Raw genomic sequence first — 19,607 nt, forward strand, 5'->3', positions numbered from 1 at the left:
AAATAACACTATATATATTAATTTTTTCATACCTAACACATTCCTATATTGATTATTTTCGCGTTGCAAATATTATACAATCTTTACTGATTATACACGCTATCAATTATAAGCGTTGTTAAATTAGATTGATAAAAATAGAGTAAATATTAACTTTTACTAATCTATTACTTAATAAACTTTATAAACTAGCAAGGTGATTTAACAAATTGATTTTTCAATCTAAGTGGGGGGAACTATGTCGCACTGTTTTTTTTGCGGAAAATTAAAAATAAAATAAAAGCAACAAACATCAATACTACATGATATTTAACAAAAAATAGATAAGTACCAATTCCCAAATCTGCAGCTATAGTAGTTAATACTGGAGACATAAATGCTGTGCTAAAGATATTAATACCAAAAATAACACCAGAAATAGTTGGTTGTTTAACGAATGTAATTAATGCTAATAAACTACATAACATCGCGATAAGTAAACCAAATATGGGAATAAAAATAGATATTATAGCGAAAATTAATCCAACAATTGATAGTGCTTTCATTTTACCTCTATTCAAAAAGATGCTTAATTAAATCTACTAATTAAATAATTTATTATAAAATTAATCTGAAACCAAAGCCTGTGCATATTAACAAATTATGGTATAGAGATAAACATTTCCACTTGTCCTAATTAAATATTGTGTTTCAAATGCAAAATATAAATTATGCTAAAAGTCACATATTTTTAAAAGTACTCATTGCTGATTAACCGTAAATTTACGGTTTAAAAAGCTAGCGAATAATACAATAATTGATTAACACTACATGATTTACATATAGTGTCTAAATTTGTGTATTAAGGGGTGACACATGCAACACGACGTATATAATTCGGACTAGCATCATATAAAACTGGATGACCATATCCTGAAAACACTAATAAACCTTTACCATAATCATTAGAATTTAATGCTGTACTTTTAGTCCAGTAATAATAAGAGTCCCAATTAGTAGAAGGATAACCTGAACATAAACCATTTGTATATTTATCTTTACCTATGATACTAGCTCCATTCGCTAAACAACCCCATTCATTAAATAATCCGCCAATCCACCTCGCGTTATCTTGATAACTTAATTGACGCGCATACTTATCGCCTTGTCCAGGAAAACCATTCGACCAACCAACATTAGTTTCATTAGCATTAGTAAAGTCATTTACATCAGGCAATCTATAATTGACGCCTAATTTTTGACAATAATTGATCGCTGCCATCTGATTTTCATATTCAACTTCAGGTTGCACTATGTACCAACGCATTAATCTAAATTCGTATAATAACTGACTTTTCGCTTTATCGGCATAAATTTTAAATGTAACAGGTTTAAAATCTTTATTTGTCGAATCAAATTTTGGTCCATTTAAAGTCACCTTTACAGCTGGATCAATACTTTTATTCCAATGAGTTCCAACAAATTTACCTTTTGAGTTTATAGAGCCGGCTCTCCATTTACTTGCAGACCAGTAACTTGTTTTGCCTGCTTCTAGAACTAGACTTATGTTACTATTCTCATCAGATCTAATAATATTACCATTTATCTCTACAACTTTTTCAGGGGTAATGCCGGCTAAAGTCAAATAAAAATACAGACCATCAGCACCAGTAGATGGAAAATTATTTTTAGTTATACTTGATTGACCAGAATAATTCCCACTATTAGAAGGATTAAATACTCTATAACCTTGGTAATTTGTCCAGGTTGTTCCATCATAAAATCCTAGTTCAAAACCTGAATGATAGACTATATTAGGTTGGGCATAACATACAAAAGCTTGTTCAGCATTAGGTTTGATATAATAAGTATGGTTTCCATCACTAAATTCACTATAATTTGGTAACCCATATTCAGTTTTAATATGACCATTGGTCGTATTTATAATAAGCTTATAGACACCATTACAAGGATTAAGCTTCATTTTAGGGTTATTTTTGACTAAATCAGTGATATCTCGTTCCTCTATTTTATATGGATAAATTGGACTTGATTGATAATTTTTCCATTTAATCGAAATATTTCCGGTTACTTTTGCCCCATTATCACCATCTTCATCAATAAAATAATTATAAGGTTCATTAATAAGAATATTAAGGTTTACATTTGGATAGTTATTATTTCCTTTGTTTGCCAAAGGTACGATAGTTTGTATATTTTCAAAGGTATCAGCTGTATTGGGTAGAATTATTGGATTATCTTCACTAGATACATCCTTACTTGGCCTAATAATTGTATTATCAGATAAAGTTATGCCAAGCAATGAATCTGTATCATTAATTTTAGTAATTCCATTATCAAAAGTTAAATACGGCAAATGTCCATGAATTGGTTTTACTGATGATGAACTCAACGCATTAACATCATTAACATTTATTGTTAATGATAAAGTGATAGCAATAAACAAAGTGATTAATGATGTAACAATAATGTTGCGGAATTGTTTATTAAAAATTAGCATAAATAGATTTCTTGATAAGAATTTAAATTATAGATAGCATCTGAACAACTATCTTTTGAAACACCAACACGGACAATTATTTATCTATTTGTTTTATTTAGTACAAATAGTTTTTTTTTGCTGTAAAACAAAAAAATTATAAATAAATAAGCTATATTTAGCAAACCTTGTTTACGAGGATTTTGTTAAGAATCGTAAGCATGAGCAAAAAGTATTTTCGACGTTTTTACTTTATATCTATTATTTGCAAATTTTTTATTCTTATTATTTTTGTTTATAGATTGTTTAGTTTGACTATTTCCCACTGTTGCAATTAATCGGTATAATGCCTGCAATTTTATTGTTGAGTGGATTATGCATGAAAACGCTATTTGCCAGCACCTCTCGCGGGCTTGAAGAGTTATTAAAAAAAGAGTTAGAAAATATTGGCGCGATAAATTGTAAAGTGTCGCAAGGTGGTGTCTACTTTGACGCTGATCAATCAACCATGTACCAATCATTATTATGGTCTCGTTTGGCTTCTCGGATTCTATTACCCATTGCCGAATTTGATATCTATAGTGACTTAGATCTCTATTCATGTGTGATGAATATCAAATGGTGCGATATTTTTGCGGTCGATAACTCATTTATCATCAACTTTGTTGGCGTAAATGACTTTATTCGCAATAGCCAATATGGAGCATTAAAGATCAAAGATGCAATTGTTGATCATTTTATGCGTCAAACCAATCAACGCCCAAATGTTGCCAAACAAAATCCAGATATTCGTTTACATGCTTATCTAAACAAAAATCGAGTTAGCTTATCGTTAGATTTAAGTGGTGAAAGTCTACATCAACGTGGTTATCGTCAGCAAACAGGACAAGCACCGTTAAAAGAGAACTTAGCTGCAGCAATTATTCTCCGTTCAGGCTGGCAAACAGATGAACCTCTTATCGATCCAATGTGTGGTTCAGGAACTTTACTAATTGAAGCTGCGATGATGGCCTCTAATATTCCACCTGGACTGTTACGTAAACAATGGGGATTTTTTGCTTGGCAAGGATTCAACCCGACGCTTTGGAATGATTTACTCTTTAAAGCTAAACATAATGTCCAAAAAACGAAAACCACTTTTATCGGTTATGACAATAATCCTATGGTATTAGAACGCGCCAAGCAAAATGCTATCTATGCTGGTGTAGGTGATTTAATTACTTTTACTTTGCAGGACGTAACCCAATTAACCAATCCACTTGATCGTAATTTACATGGCATGATCATTAGTAATCCACCTTATGGCGAGCGGTTAGAAAGCGAACCGGCTTTAGTTGCTTTGCACTCAGCCTTAGGTCGACAAATTAAACAACAGTTTGGTGGTTGGCGATTATCGTTATTTAGTGGTACACCACAACTATTAGATTGTTTACAAATGCGGGCTGATAAACAATTTAAAGCCAAAAATGGGCCTTTAGATTGCGTACAAAAGAATTACTCAATCGCTGATCGCCAATCGGATCAGCCACTCATTAAGCAAAATTTACCCGCAGCCGATTTTGCCAATCGTTTACGTAAAAATTGCCAAAGATTTGAAAAATGGGCGAGCCAAGAACAACTTGAATGCTATCGTCTTTATGATGCAGATTTACCTGAATATAACGTGGCTATTGATCGTTACAAAGACAAAATTGTAGTACAAGAATATGCTGCACCCAAAAATATCGATCCACAAAAAACTCGACAAAGACTTTTTGATATTATCAATGCGACCATGTCTGTACTAGAACTAACCGCTGATCAGTTGGTACTAAAAACTCGCGAAAAACAGAAAGGTAAACAACAATATCAAAAACTCGGACAAAAACAGGATTATTTTTTAGTCCATGAATATCCAATTAACAATAAACAAACTCAGTTTTGGGTTAACGTAGTGGATTATTTAGATACTGGATTATTTTTGGATCACCGCTTAGCCAGAAAAATGATTGGCCAAATGAGTGCCGGAAAAGACTTTTTAAATCTATTTGCTTATACAGGTAGTGCTACAGTTTATGCTGGTCTTGGTAAAGCTAAATCGACCACAACTGTTGATATGTCTCGTACCTATTTAGAGTGGGCTGATCGCAATTTAAAACAAAATGGCTTAACCGGTAAAAACCATAGATTAATACAAGCAGACTGCTTACTTTATTTATCTCAAGCAGATGAACAATTTGATCTGATTTTTATCGACCCGCCGACATTTTCTAATTCTAAACGAATGAACGATACCTTTGATGTTCAGCGTGATCATCTAAAATTAATGAATGATTTAAAACGTTTGCTCAGACCAAATGGTATAATAGTATTTTCGAACAATAAACGTGGGTTCAAAATAGATGCCGATGGTATGCAAAAACTAGGGCTAACATTTCAAGATATCACCGATAAAACTTTATCGCTCGATTTTAAACGCAATAAACAGATCCACTGCTGTTTTATTGTTAAACATCAATAATAAATAAAATACCGCCGCAAGGCGGTAACTTCTTACCACTTATATTATTACTTAAATCAAATTGATCTTTGCAATCTACTATTGATTATTCTGTTTGTTTTAATTAAGATGATAAAATAGTTAAATAACTAATGAACTATAAAACTATAAATCAAAAAAGCTAGTTTACACATAGGCCAATACATTAAACATATACATTGAAAGTCCTATTTTAGCTAAGTATAGCAAAGCAAAAGGTTAATAAAATGCAAGAAAAAAAGGTCAATTCATCAGCTATTATTATTTTAACTTCATTAGGATTTTTCATGTCAATGATAGATTCAATGATAGTCACCACAGCCACTACTGCAATACGGAATAATTTTCAAATATCAGTTAATTTATTACAGTGGTTGTTGAATATTTATAATATAACCATAGCGGCATTATTACTTGTTGGTGTTTCACTAGGCGAAAAAATAGGCAGAAAAAAAGTCTATCTTATTGGTATCGCTATTTTCACTATCGCTTCCATATTTTGTGCTTTATCGAATAATATTATTGAATTAATCATTTCTAGAATGATACAAGCTGTTGGTGCTTGTGTTATGACGCCAATGTCAATGGCTATTTTAACCCATTCATTACCCGCAAATATACGTGGAAAAGCATTGGGAATATGGAGTGGGATTGGTGGTTTAGCGCTTATTGTTGGGCCTGTTTTAGGTGGGTTTATTGTCGCTACTTTATCTTGGCAATGGATATTTTGGATTAATTTACCTATAGGTATAATAACAATCTATTTTGCCCATAGATTATTACCTGAAAGCAAAGGCAAAGAAGATAAATTGAACTTTACTGATTTTCTACTTATCACCATCTCTTCAGCGGGAATAATATGGTCATTATCAGAAATAACGACACAAACCTCGCACATTATAACGACTATTACCGGCTTATCTTGTCTAGTACTTGGTATTTTATTTATCATTAGACAAAAAATGACTACTACCCCTATGATTCCGTTGATATTATTTCATTCAAAAGTATTCACTAACGGTAATATCGCAACTTTTTTATTATATGCATCTATGTTTGGCGTATTATTCTTTTTACCTCAATATTTCTTAGTATTTGAAAAAACTAATCCACTGATGGCTGGGTTACAATTATTACCCTGGACAGCAACATTAGTAGTAATAGCACCATTTGCAGGCAACGCTGTAGATAAATTTGGTGAAAAGACTATTGCAACACTAGGATTGTTTTTACAGGGAATCGGTTATTTGCTAATTATTTTTTTAGTTAATTTAACTAATTCATATATAGCTATGGCAATACCTTTAATGATCGCCGGTATGGGGCTTTCAATGGCTGGACCAGCTCTGCAAAAATCAGTATTAAGTGCTGTTGAGCCAATATATTTAGGAAAAGCATCTGGAATATATAATATATTTCGCTTATTTGGCGGTGCCATAGGCACAACAATATCAGTAATTATATTCAATATTTTTGGCGGAATAACTAATTCGCTAGCTTTTGCCCAAGGATTCGATGCGGTAATTATCACCACAGGAGTAATATCGTTATTAGGGATAGTTTTTTCACTCAAATTATCAACAAGGAATAAATTACAATAGTTAATAACCCTCTAGCAGTAAATATAAGATTAAATCAACATTTAAATATTTTAAAGACTATCAAAAAAACCTGTAACATATTTATCAAATGTTGATTTATTCAGTTCTATATATTTTTCTCTAGCACTTTTTCTTACATTAATTAATTCAGATTGTTGTAATAACTTAAAATGATAAGTTCCCGAAGGTTTACTGATACCAACCGCTTGGCCTATTTCACCACAAATGACCTCCGTTCTTATGTTTTTTAAATATTTAATTATTTCAATTCTAACTGGATCAGAGAGTGCTTTGAAAATAAGCACCATTTTTTCATTTAGTTTGTTGTCAATTGAATTATTATTCATAATAGGTGTAGAGTTTAATTATGAGTGAAAATGATTATAGCATGTGATAAGTTTATTCACCTTAAAAAACTCCTTTGCTAAACTTTTCTAGTTTGATGGATTTCGGGCGTTATAATTTTGGCTAATTTTAATCTACCTACACGGCAGTGAACACCTCAATTCAAAAACCAATTTCATTTATTGATTTCTAAACTACCTACACGGCAGTGAACAACGAACATACAGAATTAATGTTGCGCTATGATTTCTAAACTACCTACACGGCAGTGAACGAATTTACCCAATACTTTTGTTGCCGCAGGCTTTTCTAAACTACCTACACGGCAGTGAACCTCGTTTCCCTTATTCTTGGGCAGAACAAGACTTTCTAAACTACCTACACGGCAGTGAACATACTAAAAACGTTGATCTCGATATTCGGCAATTTCTAAACTACCTACACGGCAGTGAACCAGGTATTAATGATTCAATTCTATCTGTGATATTTCTAAACTACCTACACGGCAGTGAACTAGAACCCGATATACTATAAATGTTGTTGGCAAAAAGGCAAAGTCTATTTTTACCAATAAAAACCCTTTTTTTGAGCTATTTATCAATATATTGATTTTTAAAGATTTTATTTTAAGTCAAAAAAAAGGGTTAGTGATTGGATATTTTTAGTCTTCAAAAACCCCGTTCCTCAAATTTTTTTATTCAGTGAGTTTCGGACGTTTTGTTGTTTGGTGGCTATTTCAATACAGAGGTTACGTCCGAGTAAAGAGGGTTTGCGCGAACCCTCTTTACCAACTCCCGCGGCGACCACGCAAGTGGTCACAAGGTGACTGCCTTCCGCCATCGTTCGCTGTTAACGCACCGGCTGTATTTGTTTCAGACAAAGCGCAGCCTTGTCAAACATCCGTGTTTGCCATGCTAATCTCACTTTGTTGTCAGCACATTGCTAATGTCGCTAAATGAGAAGCACTAAACTGATTTATCAAAATAAACTTTTATTATTGGCCCTAGCTAATGAGATAACTGGTTTTAGTGATTTATCGGATTGATTTTAAGCTTTAAAAACCCCTTTCCTCAAATTTTTATATTTAGATAGCCAATTATTTAAGTTTGGTCGATCAGTATTAACTTCAATTACAATAGTTAGCTAGTTCGACAAGATTTCCATCTGGATCTCTTAGATATAGACTTTTGATATTGCCTTTAGCACCATGTCGTTCAACAATCCCTTCTACAATCGGATAACCTTTTTTTATAATTTCTTTTTTTACGCTTTCAATATCGTCTTCAACAATTAAACAGAAATCTTGGCTTCCATATTCTGGGTGTAATGCCGCTGGTTGAAACTCGCCTTTTTTAGCATGAATATTGATTTTTTGATTGCCAAAAACAAAAGCATGGCGTCCGTTGCGTTCGACATGTTTCAATTCTAAAATATCTTGATAAAATGCAATGCTTTTAGTGAGATCATGACTAGTAATGACAAAATGATCGATATTTTTAATTTTCATCAGTATCTATCCTTTCTAGCTAATCTAAAAAAAGAGTATATATTGAAACTATATTGATTATTTGATTTGCAATAATTTTATCGATTAAATAATTATTATCAAACTTAATATATGAATTAACAAATTGATCAAACAAAACAAAATTTTTAAATATTATCTAAAGCTGTTTCTGATAAAAGAATATCAGACTTAATCCTGATATTAACTTTAAATGATTGCTCAGAACTTTTTTCAGATAATGTATACAGATATGAAGCCCGCTCTGTTTATTATCCCTGATAGTTAAACCAAAATATTTTTTCATTATCTGACTTTGACAATTTTTCAAAACAATTTCAGTAATACCATCTCTATCAAACTTCATTATAGTAATATTATTACGGATAGGTACAACCAATTTTACTGGCATACTAAAAAGGGGCAAAAAAATACTTAAATTATTTTATTTATCAATCATGATAGGTTCAAATTGATATTCAGTTTTACCTGTTAAAAGTTGATCGATTTTATCCAAAAATTCTGCGACATCTTTATCTTTACGATCTGGCGTATTAGAGCTAAATAAATTGTTTACCATACTATCTAAACTAGCATTAATATAAATCTTATAACCAGGCCCATCATATTCTTGCATATTATAATATTCATCACTTCTTAAATATCTTTCAGGAATTAATTGAAAAAGATTATGATAACCAGTGTATTTACTGTCAGGCTCATTAGCTGTGCAGCGACTAACATTATCGTTTCGAATACAAGTTAATGTTGCATATTTAACAATATAGTTTTCAGTTATTTCAAAGCGCATTCTTCCAACCGGTGCTTCCGGTGTTGAATCATAGATAATCATTCTTGCGTTATAAGTATCGAATATTTTGGCGTTAACAATAAAACTGGAAAAAATAAATAACCAACCCAAAAATATCTTTGTTTTCATTATTATTTCTATTCCCCCTTTTATTTTCTTACTATTAATTTTTAGTATTACTTTTTAGTGTATCGTAATAAAGTTGCATTATTTTGCTTAGAAATTCTTTTGTTTCATCATCATTATAACGATTAGTAATATCATCATGATAGCGATAAAAAAAATCATCAATATTGCGATTCACATCATAAAATTCCCATATATTGCAATGACCATCAGTAAAACAACCTTCTACTTTGAACAATGCAAAGAAATTATTATCTCCTCCACCATATTCCCTAAGATCAACAAAATTAGAGCCTGATAAGAATAAAGTTGGAAAAGCCTTAAAAATATTATATTTATCTCGGTACTGAATACTTTTACTTTTTACATCACATTCAAGTTCACTATTGATTAGATAACATTTTGTGAAAGGATATTCAGTTATTGAATCAGCTGTAATTGTATATAACAGCACTTCATTAAAAGGGTAAGCAATTAATTGATATAGATTAATTGATGTCAGTTTTTTTTTATCAAAAATTACTTTAGTCAATGGCGGGATAGTTTTCGGATGAAATTGATATTCACTTTTACCAGTTCGTATTTGTTTCAATTTATCATAAAAAAGTATCATCTCTTTATCATCAAACTCTCCATAATTCCATGAATGACAACGACCATCTACAATACAAATTTCTAATTTAGTTGTACCCATACCATCATATGACATTGGATTAATATAGTTTGATCTTATTAAATATTCCTCAGGAACAAATTTAAAAATATCATGATGTCCTAGATACTCTATATCCTGACCATCTATAGGACATTCTTTATCATTACAAAATCCATGAGGGATAAAAATTGAATCAGCGGTTATTTTAAGAATTAAGGATTTTTGAAAATCATAACCAAGAATATTATGAATAGTAATCGTCGAAATATCCTGACGATTAAATACGTCAGCATTTACAGAAAAACTAAATAAGATTAAAAAACTATAAAAAATATTCCTAAAGATCATAATTCTTATCTATCACCATTGATTCAACTTTATGTACAACTAACGTACAACTAACACTGATGTTTTCGCACCTCGTACCACTCCTGAGGCATTTGAACCCAGCAAGTGTGTTGAGATATTAGGGCGTCTTGAACCTAAAATAATAAGATCTGGTTCAATTTCTTCGGCTAGATGTAAGATCTCATCTCTTGGATTACCAAAAGCGATTGAAAAAGATAAATTTTCCTGTGGTAGATTAATTGTATCAATCAAACGATGTAACCACTGTTCTGTTTGTACAGTAGCTTGATCTTTAAACTCATCAAAACCAAATGAGTAAGCATTCACAATAGCCGATGCAACTGGTAAGGTATGAAAGAAGATAACTTGTGCATTAGATAATTTTGCTAGACACTCAACATGAGGGATCACTTTTTGAGTTAATTCATCTTCAAGCACATCAATCGGAACTAATATTTTTTTGTACATAACGCCTCCTCACAATATTTAAACTTGGCTTTACCATTTTATTGGTGAAGGCCAATGGTATTGGTTCAGTATGATACTAATTTTAAATGAAATCCAGTTGTTACATAACTATCCTAACGTGAATATAAAAGATTGAAATAATTTTTTTGCAAAATCATGACAGAGATCAACTATAGCAAACATTATTTATCATCATGACCTCAAAGTAACGGTAAAACAAACGATATTGTTATTTAGTCTTTACTTATTAGCTCAACATCAACCAATAAGCAATAAACGTCGTTTTCAGATGAGGAACGGGGTTTTTAAAGCTTAAAACATCCCATCATCTCTCCGAAATTAGTCATAAAACTAAAATTAATTAGCTTTAAATATAAAAGTTTATTTCTTGCTGAAAAGTCTGGTGAATCTTATTTAACGACATTAGCAAAGTGCTGACAACAAAGTGAGATTAGCATGACAAACAGGGAAGTTTGACAAGGCTGCGCTTTGTCTGGAACAAATACAGCCGGTGCGTTAACAGCGAACGATGGCGGAAGGAAGTCACAACGTCACCACTTACGTGGTCGCCGCGGGAGTTGGTAAAAAGGGGGCGCGTAAACCCTCTTTGCTCGGACGTAACCGCCATTTATAAATAACCACCAAACAACAAAACGTCCGAAACTCACCAAATAAAAAAATTTGAGGAAAGGGGTTTTTTGAGCTTAAAATCCATCCGATAAATCACTAAAATTAACTATAATATTAGCTAGTGCCAATAATAAAAATTTATTTTTATCAATCTGTTCGGTGAGTTCAATCTAGCGACATTAGCAAAGTGCTGACAACAAAATGAGATTAGCATGACAAACAGGGAAGTTTGGCAAGGCTGCGCTTTGTCTGGAACAAATACAGCCGGTGCGTTAACAGCGAACGATGGCGGAAGGCCGTCACATCGTGACCACTTGCGTGGTCGCCGCGGGAGTTGGTAAAAAGGGGTCGCGTAAACCCTCTTTGCTCGGACGTAACCGCGGTATTGAAATAGCCACCAAACAGCAGTCTAAAATTCAATGAACAAAGATTTGTTGCAATTTCTTGTAGTTTAACTGATTTAGTAGTTAATAAAACATATCGAAAAAAGTCATTGATAAGCCATTGAGACAATAAACCCAAAATCAAACTGACCATCGTTGCTGGATAACTTTATAACACAACTGATAGTTGATTATTACGGTCATATCGGTTTTAATGCTCATCTTTCCCCATGAATCTTAAGAGAATAGTTGCAATGAGAATTATCTTAGCATCGACATCGCTATCACGTAAAAAAGTATTGGAAAAATTAGCCATTCCGTTTGAGTGTGTACCACCCGTTTGTGATGAAACGCCTTTGCTAAATGAAAGTGCACAGCAATTGGTGGTGCGTTTAGCTAATGCCAAAGCACAGTCGTTAGTGGCTAATTATCCTGATAGTTTGATTATTGGTTCTGACCAAGTAGGTGTATTGGATGATCAGATTGTTTGCAAACCACATACCATTGAAAATGCCCAACAACAATTGAGAAATAGCAGTGGCAAAGCGTTTTACTTTTATACCGGAATGACCGTCATTCATACTCGTACTGGCCAATCGCAAACAATTTGTGAACCGTTTAAGGTTACTTTTCGCCAGTTAACAGATGCAGAAATTGATGCTTATATCGCTAAAGAGATGCCACTACAATGTGCTGGTAGTTTTAAATGTGATGAATTAGGTATCACCCTTTTTGATAAGCTTGAAGGTGATGATATTAATTCATTAGTTGGATTACCGCTCATAAAGTTAAATAAAATTATGATCGATATGGGCTGTAATCCACTACTCTTATAATTAATAATAAAGCCATAAAGGTAAATTAATCAATTAATCTACCCGAGGACATTTTTAACTTTCTTTGGCTGTAATTTGCTACATCATTATCATGAGTAACAATTAATAGTCCCGTACCTTGTTGGTGAATCTCGGTTAATAACGCCATAATTTGTGCGGAGCTTTCTTCATCAAGATCGCTGGTAGGTTCATCGGCAATCACTAATTGTGGTCGACAAATCAGCGCACGTAAAATAGCAATTCGACGCATTTCTCCTCCCGACATATTCGCAGGATAAGTATCTTTTAAGTAGCCAATTTTAGCCTTTTCAAGCAGCTCCAGTGCATAATTTAAGCTAGATTGGTTTTCCCGTTTAGTTAAATAAAATGGTAAGCGAATATTTTCCAGTGCGGTTAAATTGGGTAATAAACTACTACCTTGTGGAATGTAGCCAATATTTTGATTACGAAATGCTGATACCTGTTTATCATCAAGTTCAAATAAGTTGGTACCATTAATGGTAATTTTACCTTGAGTCGGGGTCAATAACCCAGCAATCATATTAAGTAACGTTGTTTTACCACTGCCTGATTTGCCCATAATACTGATAAAATCGGTTCGTGCCATTGAAAAACTAACATTATTTACCGCTGAGAAATGTTGCGAACCACGTTGATAATCTTTGCGAAGGTTTTTGACATCCAATAACATTATTCACCCTCTCTTAATGTTTGATAAGTATCAAATTTAGTCAACGACAATGCCGAATAAATACTAGACAGTGGACCAATAATTAACGTCAACATAAATACCATTAATGCATAAATAAATCCGTCAGTAATGGAAATGTTCATACATGGCAAACCTATCGACTGGCAAATCAATAAGCTAAAGGCATAAATCAATACACCAGCAATCACAATACCTGCAATACCACCTAAAGCGCTAATAATAAGCGATTCTCGCAGTAACATTTTAACCAGATCACTACGTGAAGCGCCTAAAATACGTAATAGACTTATTTCACGTTTACGTTCATTAAGTGATGATGAAAATATCACAAAGATGACAATAATCGCCAGTACCCAGAAAATTGCCGATAAACTATAGACAATAGTTGAAAAACCATTTAGCCACTTGGAAATATTACTTAACATGCCTTTGGTCATCACAAAATCAATATTGTAGTCAATAGCATATTTCGGCATCATCTGATTAACAACATCTTTAGGCTGATAATCAGGATCGACTTTAACAAAAATTGATGATACATAGTTAGCAAAGTGTTCAGTATCGCCTTCAATTAGGTTCGCTTCTTTCATCAGTAATTGTGCCGTAGGAATTGTCATAAATACAGAGGTATCAAAGCCCATTCCGGTACTATCCATTTTGGCTGCGACTTTAAATGGATGATTAAAAAACTTAATTTCTTCACCTACATTGGCGGTAATTTTGCTACCAACAACTACCTGATTATCGATCAATGGTTGGCTTAACTGCGTTTGCAACCACGGTTTGATCACAAAATCACTTTGCTGATCAAAACCAATAAGTTGTACTTTAGAGGTACAGCAACCAGCATTCAATGAAGCGATAAACAGTTGGGGGGAGACAGCTTTAACCCCTTTGATTACTTTAATTTTATCCATCAAATCCGCTTTTAGATAAAAACTGCTTGGTTCACCACGTAACAATGCAACTTCAAGATTTTTTTCATAACCGTAAGGTACAACAAGAATATCCGCGCCTAAACGATTAGCCATACCGGAAATACCTAAACTCAGATTTTTCATTAACACGCTACCGCCAAATAGCGTAGCGGAAAACAGCATAATAATGATAATCAAACAACAACTCCGAAATGGTCGTCTTTGAATGTTTCGCCATGCCAAATTTGCTATAGTAATCGGTTTTTCTTGCATGTTTTGGTTCTCGTTTTCTATATCTTGTTGTATTAAAGTTGGCGTTGACTAATGTTGATTGCTAATGCTTTCTTAATACTGTTTATCTTATTTGTTTATTCACGTGTTTATTCAAATAGAGCACATTGCTAATTGCTGCAATTACTAAAACGATAGCTAATAAAATCAGTGCAGGTTTGGCACCCATATTACAACGCATCATCTCATTGCCACAGACACCGATTAAAATAGTTGGAATAGCTGCCGCTAAAACTGCAGTGCAAGCTAACGCCATACTCAATCCCATACGGACAAATAGTGAGCGACTAAATAGTACTAACGCACCAATTGCAATCACTAAACTACCAATACCAATTTCTGCCCTTGCAGTCCAAAAGCATTTCATGATTTTACCTGGAGTTGAATGCATATGCCCATCCCCTGCCATCGTTGTAGCAGGTATAGTTTGCGCATCAGGTAACGGGCAGACAGGTAAAATATAAAGCGGAAATAAAATAAGTAGCGCCCCGATGAATATAAACAATACAGATGAAACAATGCGATTTTTCATAAATATAGACCCTTTAATCATTAATTATTGATAATACTTGCTACCTTACCATGTTCAAGAACCACCGTAGTCTGCGCATGTTTTGATACTTCAGGCGAATGCGTAACAACGATGATTGTACTTCCTTCTTCGTGAAGTTGATGTAGTAAGTTCATAACCATTGCTTCATTACTTTCATCTAAGTTACCAGTTGGCTCATCAGCTAAAATCAGTTTTGGATAATTAATTAGTGCTCTGGCAATACAGACCCTTTGCTGTTCACCACCAGATAATTGGCGCGGTAAATGTTTGGCCCGTGCCGCAAGTCCAACTCGTTCTAATGCTTGTAAGGCTTCTTTTTCATCTACCATACTGTGATAATATTGCGCCACCATTACGTTTTCTAATGCAGTTAAATAGGAAACAAGATGGAATTGTTGAAAGATTAGACCAATCTTATCACGGCGAATTTCCGTCAGCTGTGGTAATGACAACTGGGTGATATCTTGTCCATCTAAAATCACAGAGCCTAATGACGGTTTATCCATACAACCAATAATATTCATTAAGGTTGTTTTACCACTGCCTGATGGTCCCATAATAGATAACCATTTACCCTCTTCAACGGTTAAGTTAACTTCAGACAAGGCATGTAATGAGCCATAGATTTTAGATACATTATTCACTTCGAGCATATTCATACTTTACTATCCTATTCGCCACGTAAAACTAATGCTGGTTCAACTTCAAGTGCTCGTTTTACTGGAATTAAACACGCAATAATGGTTACCACAGCCGAAATAATAATCGTTGTTGGTATTAAATAAAATTCAATTACAATTGACCGCCCAAATACATTAGCACTGATTACTTGGGCAAAAATCAGACCACAAATTACTCCAATCACACCACCGACAATACCTAAGATTAATCCTTCGGCTAAAAATTCTTTGGCAATACTTTTATTGGTTGCACCAATAGCCTTTTTCAGACCAATCTCTTTACGGCGCTCCATAACGACGGTCATCATCGTGGTGGCAACACAGATCATCGTCAAAATTAACACCACTAGTGTGACCAAATAGAGTAAAGATGATAGTTTACCGAGCACCGATGCTTCCGATTGTGTTACCCATTTTATAAGATGGGGGTCGACCGAGCTGGAATTATCTTTAATGGTTTGAATATAGCGCTGTAACTCATCTTGCGTTGCCGTAATACTTATTTCGACCACTTCGGCTTGATTGTTTTCTTCGAGTAACGTTTCAAGATCATTGAGTTCAATAAAGATAAAGTTATCCTCAGCTCGACCGGTTTTGACGATGCCGGTAATAGTTAATTCTTCATCGAAGCGCGAATTTTGTTTAGATTTTCCTGAAATTGGTATGGTACTACCAATGCTAAGCTTAGCAAAATGGGCAATATCGGTACCGATCATAATTTCATTTGGATTTTTCGGCACTTCACCTTCTATTTTCCAATAAGGGCTAGTATTGATAACTTGATCAAACTGCGTGCCGACAATGGTATAAGGCTGTTGATTACTGCGGATAGAGTCATAACGAAATGGGGTAACCCCTAATAGCTTATCTTGCGGGAGTAAGCTAACAGCTTTTTTTACTTCCGCCATTGGCATGGTAGGTTGATTATTAGCCGGCATCAACAGCAGATTAGCACCATAAGAGCGAAACTCTTGTCCCATTTGTCTTGGAATATCATAACAAAGTGTAACCATACCAAGTAAAACCGTGGCTCCTATCGCTACACCGAGTAACGCAATAGCAATCCGGGAACGACGGCGAATTAACGAACTAAGCAGCGTTTTTAAAATAAAGCGTTGATTTTTATTCATCATCATTTAGCCTCACTTACCGACCATGCAACACATCGGTTGGGCGTAAAAACATCATAATACGTAATGCCGGTAAACTGCCTAATAACGTAATCATGCTTACCATAATTAACACCAGTGGAATAATAATCATCTTAGGTTCAACAAACGAACCAAATACCGTTTGCCCAATAATTTGCGCAAAGCCAAGACCGACAAAATAACCAACCATCCCCCCGAGTAAAGCAATGATCAGTATTTCAGTAAGGATTAACAGGGCTACCGAAATATTCGTTGCCCCTAACGCTTTTAATAAACCAATTTCAGTACTACGCTCAATCACATTGGCAGTAACTAAATTGGATATTGCTAGCGCCGAGCAGATTAAGGATAAAACAGTTAACAATAGCATTAATAACTGCGTTTTTTGTAAGATCGATCCTTCTGATTCAGCGATTTGCATAATTGCTTTAACTCTAACATCGGGCATTAACTCTTCCAATTGATAAGCTATCGAACTAATATAAGCGGTACAATACCATGTATCCCATTCGGTTCGTGATAAACTATTTGGGTCTTGTGCAGCTTTACGGGCTAAATCATTTTCAGGCGTGGTTAATGCACTCACCTCTACACGTTCAACCAAACCATTTTTATTAGCTAGGTTTTGCGCGACAGGAAGTGACACATAAAGCTGAGCATCTTCGATTCCTCCGCTATGGAAGATATTATTTACAGTTAAAGTAATTTTTTTATTCGTTATTGGTGAAGTTAGTTCAAGGTTATCGCCTAGTTTTAGATTCAATTGCGTGGCAATAGTCTCACCCACCATTACACCTTGCAAATTATCATCCTTCATAGTGTTGCCTTCAATTGACCACCATGACTTCATAGCTAACATACCAGTGTCAACTTCATCACCAGTTGGAATAGTCAGATGTTTATTAAACCAAGTTCCAACTAGGGTAACTGGTTTATCATTAACTGTTACTTGTGTAGTAAGATAAGGTGCAAAATCAACAATATTATATGCCCAGAAAATCATCTTAATCTTTACTAAATCATCTTGCTTGATATATTGAATAGCAGCTTGTGTATCAACATTATCCAGTTGATATAACTCATTAACCAATGCAGCCCCTTTGGGTACGATATTTAAGTTAGCACCGTAGGCCTTTAATTCTTGATTAACTTTATCACCAACATCAAACATTACATTTAACATGGCTGTCGCCAACGAAACACCTAAAGCAACGGTTAAGGCAATTAAAAATAGCTTCTTTTTTTGACGAACTAACACGCTAAGTAACATTCTACGAAACATATTTTCTTCCTTTTAAAACCATTTACTTAAAACGACTTTTTTCAACTTCAAGATGGGTAGGTCGAATAATCATATTGCCATCTAAAATCTCATATTTAAGTGGAACGGGATTACAACCACCAGAAAAACCAATAGTCGCAATATTCATCACGACATCACATAAACTACAGACAACTTGATTTCCTCGTTGATAATAACCACTTGCCCCACAAATATCACAAGCATCAAAACCAACCCCATAAGCATTTTCGCTTTTCTTAATCACAATAAATCTTACTAACGTGCCATCGGTTGTTTGATAACCATAACGATGCAAATTGCCATCATTAACTTGTTCTAATGGAATAACAACTAAACCATCAGCATTTAGCGTAACTGGTTCAGCGGGAGTGAGCTCGACCCCTTTTTCAAATATATAACGAGCACGAGTGACGGTGTAGGCTGTAATAGCCACTCCCGCCATTAACAACAATGATGTACGACGATCACGGCGTAAACTTGCTTTAAGTTTGCGTATTTGAGCTGGGTTATTACCAACCAGCGAGGTGGTTTTTGCTTTGGTATATAATAAAACAGTGAGTAGTAAGACCAACACCATAAAGATAAAAGTAAACAAGTTGACATGCGCTAAAATAAAAATCACCAGATCCATCATCCACTGTTGCGGTGAGATAAATCGTCTGACAATTAATATTTGTAGTAGATTAATAGCATTTTGAATAGTAAAGATAATAATGGCAAATGTTGCAATCACCATCACCAATCGAATTGATAACCTAGCGCAAAGGCGATAAATCAACCAGCCAATTAAACCACAAATTAACAGAGCAAAACCATAACCAACCCATTTAAACAGATAATCATTATTGAATATTGACTCCATGCCGACATCAAATCCAAATGGGTACAGTAAAATATTCGGTAAGCATTGAGCTGTAATCAGCCCTATGGCAACAGCCGTTAATACTGCCAATAGAATCTTAATAATAGGTTGTTGAAACGAATTTCTGAGCGACCAACAGATAAGCAATGGAATGACAATGATGCACCAAGGAATAATCACACCAAGGTCATAGTACTCTCGAACAGCAATACCGGTATTACGCTTTAATATTGCATAAATGATTGCCGCCAGCATCCCCAATAAAAAACCAATGATAAGATATTTTTTACCATTATAATGGTTTGACTGTACAAACACTGCACTAACAAGTGCCAATATGATTACAGGTACAAAAGTATTATCGGTAATACTGATAAGATATTGGAGCATAACGATTGCCTAAAGATTACAACGTGTATTGGCGAGTTGTTATA

At 34.1% G+C, this 19,607-nt stretch carries 17 protein-coding genes and 1 CRISPR repeat array; of the genes, 3 read left to right on the forward strand and 14 right to left on the reverse strand.

Features of this window, described 5'->3' with window-relative positions:
• Positions 1-236 precede the first annotated feature (236 nt).
• Together B6D18_RS06535 and B6D18_RS06540 are read right to left on the reverse strand one after the other, a co-directional pair.
• A complete protein-coding gene (locus B6D18_RS06535; protein WP_086363710.1) occupies positions 237-545 on the reverse strand; it encodes a hypothetical protein in 309 nt (102 codons plus the stop codon).
• 296 nt (positions 546-841) lie between these two features.
• Entirely contained in the window at positions 842-2,500 is a 1,659-nt protein-coding gene (locus tag B6D18_RS06540) for a hypothetical protein (RefSeq protein WP_086363711.1), read from the reverse strand.
• Positions 2,501-2,858: 358 nt separating this feature from the next.
• Between B6D18_RS06540 and rlmKL the strand changes: the two genes are divergently transcribed.
• Together rlmKL and B6D18_RS06550 are read left to right on the forward strand one after the other, a co-directional pair.
• Complete coding sequence (gene rlmKL, locus B6D18_RS06545; RefSeq protein ID WP_086363712.1) at positions 2,859-4,979, forward strand: bifunctional 23S rRNA (guanine(2069)-N(7))-methyltransferase RlmK/23S rRNA (guanine(2445)-N(2))-methyltransferase RlmL; 2,121 nt, start codon at positions 2,859-2,861, stop codon at positions 4,977-4,979.
• Between the two features lie 245 nt (positions 4,980-5,224).
• Positions 5,225-6,598 carry an MFS transporter gene (locus tag B6D18_RS06550; RefSeq protein WP_086363713.1) on the forward strand — a complete coding sequence of 458 codons (1,374 nt, stop codon included), beginning with the start codon at positions 5,225-5,227 and terminating at the stop codon, positions 6,596-6,598.
• Positions 6,599-6,648: 50 nt separating this feature from the next.
• On the opposite strand, the gene B6D18_RS06555 is transcribed toward B6D18_RS06550, so the two are convergent.
• The 5 genes from B6D18_RS06555 to B6D18_RS06580 form a co-directional block, all read right to left on the reverse strand.
• Positions 6,649-6,945 (reverse strand): helix-turn-helix transcriptional regulator, encoded by a 297-nt coding sequence (locus B6D18_RS06555; RefSeq protein ID WP_086363714.1) that lies wholly within the window; start codon positions 6,943-6,945, stop codon positions 6,649-6,651.
• A gap of 124 nt (positions 6,946-7,069) precedes the next feature.
• Positions 7,070-7,457: a CRISPR direct-repeat array (repeat unit 28 nt; unit sequence TTTCTAAACTACCTACACGGCAGTGAAC).
• A gap of 612 nt (positions 7,458-8,069) precedes the next feature.
• A complete protein-coding gene (locus B6D18_RS06560) occupies positions 8,070-8,450 on the reverse strand; it encodes a VOC family protein (protein WP_086363715.1) in 381 nt (126 codons plus the stop codon).
• 442 nt (positions 8,451-8,892) lie between these two features.
• Positions 8,893-9,387 carry a hypothetical protein gene (locus tag B6D18_RS06570; RefSeq protein WP_086363717.1) on the reverse strand — a complete coding sequence of 165 codons (495 nt, stop codon included), beginning with the start codon at positions 9,385-9,387 and terminating at the stop codon, positions 8,893-8,895.
• Positions 9,388-9,421: 34 nt separating this feature from the next.
• A complete protein-coding gene (locus tag B6D18_RS06575; protein ID WP_086363718.1) occupies positions 9,422-10,387 on the reverse strand; it encodes a hypothetical protein in 966 nt (321 codons plus the stop codon).
• A 39-nt stretch (positions 10,388-10,426) separates the two neighbouring features.
• The gene (locus tag B6D18_RS06580) at positions 10,427-10,855 is read right to left on the reverse strand and encodes a universal stress protein (RefSeq protein ID WP_086359808.1); all 429 of its coding nucleotides are present in this window, start codon (positions 10,853-10,855) and stop codon (positions 10,427-10,429) included.
• Positions 10,856-12,122: 1,267 nt separating this feature from the next.
• On the opposite strand from B6D18_RS06580, the gene B6D18_RS06585 reads away from it, so the two are divergent.
• Entirely contained in the window at positions 12,123-12,704 is a 582-nt protein-coding gene (locus B6D18_RS06585) for a nucleoside triphosphate pyrophosphatase (protein ID WP_086363719.1), read from the forward strand.
• A 25-nt stretch (positions 12,705-12,729) separates the two neighbouring features.
• On the opposite strand, the gene B6D18_RS06590 is transcribed toward B6D18_RS06585, so the two are convergent.
• From B6D18_RS06590 to B6D18_RS06620, 7 genes are all read right to left on the reverse strand, one after another.
• Complete coding sequence (locus B6D18_RS06590; RefSeq protein ID WP_086363720.1) at positions 12,730-13,395, reverse strand: ABC transporter ATP-binding protein; 666 nt, start codon at positions 13,393-13,395, stop codon at positions 12,730-12,732.
• A complete protein-coding gene (locus B6D18_RS06595; protein ID WP_086363721.1) occupies positions 13,395-14,606 on the reverse strand; it encodes an ABC transporter permease in 1,212 nt (403 codons plus the stop codon). Before B6D18_RS06595 ends, B6D18_RS06590 begins: the two co-directional genes overlap by 1 nt.
• A gap of 82 nt (positions 14,607-14,688) precedes the next feature.
• A complete protein-coding gene (locus tag B6D18_RS06600) occupies positions 14,689-15,156 on the reverse strand; it encodes a DUF4418 family protein (protein ID WP_158092536.1) in 468 nt (155 codons plus the stop codon).
• Between the two features lie 20 nt (positions 15,157-15,176).
• Positions 15,177-15,836: an ABC transporter ATP-binding protein gene (locus B6D18_RS06605; protein ID WP_065563564.1), complete on the reverse strand. Its 660-nt coding sequence runs from the start codon at positions 15,834-15,836 to the stop codon at positions 15,177-15,179.
• 11 nt (positions 15,837-15,847) lie between these two features.
• Positions 15,848-16,987 carry an FtsX-like permease family protein gene (locus B6D18_RS06610; protein ID WP_198221960.1) on the reverse strand — a complete coding sequence of 380 codons (1,140 nt, stop codon included), beginning with the start codon at positions 16,985-16,987 and terminating at the stop codon, positions 15,848-15,850.
• 16 nt (positions 16,988-17,003) lie between these two features.
• Entirely contained in the window at positions 17,004-18,290 is a 1,287-nt protein-coding gene (locus B6D18_RS06615) for an ABC transporter permease (protein ID WP_086363724.1), read from the reverse strand.
• A 22-nt stretch (positions 18,291-18,312) separates the two neighbouring features.
• Positions 18,313-19,563, reverse strand: a complete 1,251-nt coding sequence (locus tag B6D18_RS06620) for a Fe-S-containing protein (protein WP_086363725.1) — start codon at positions 19,561-19,563, stop codon at positions 18,313-18,315.
• Between the last annotated feature and the right edge of the window lie 44 nt (positions 19,564-19,607).

Source organism: Gilliamella sp. A7 (assembly GCF_002142015.1).
Taxonomy (GTDB): Bacteria; Pseudomonadota; Gammaproteobacteria; order Enterobacterales; family Orbaceae; genus Gilliamella; species Gilliamella apis_A.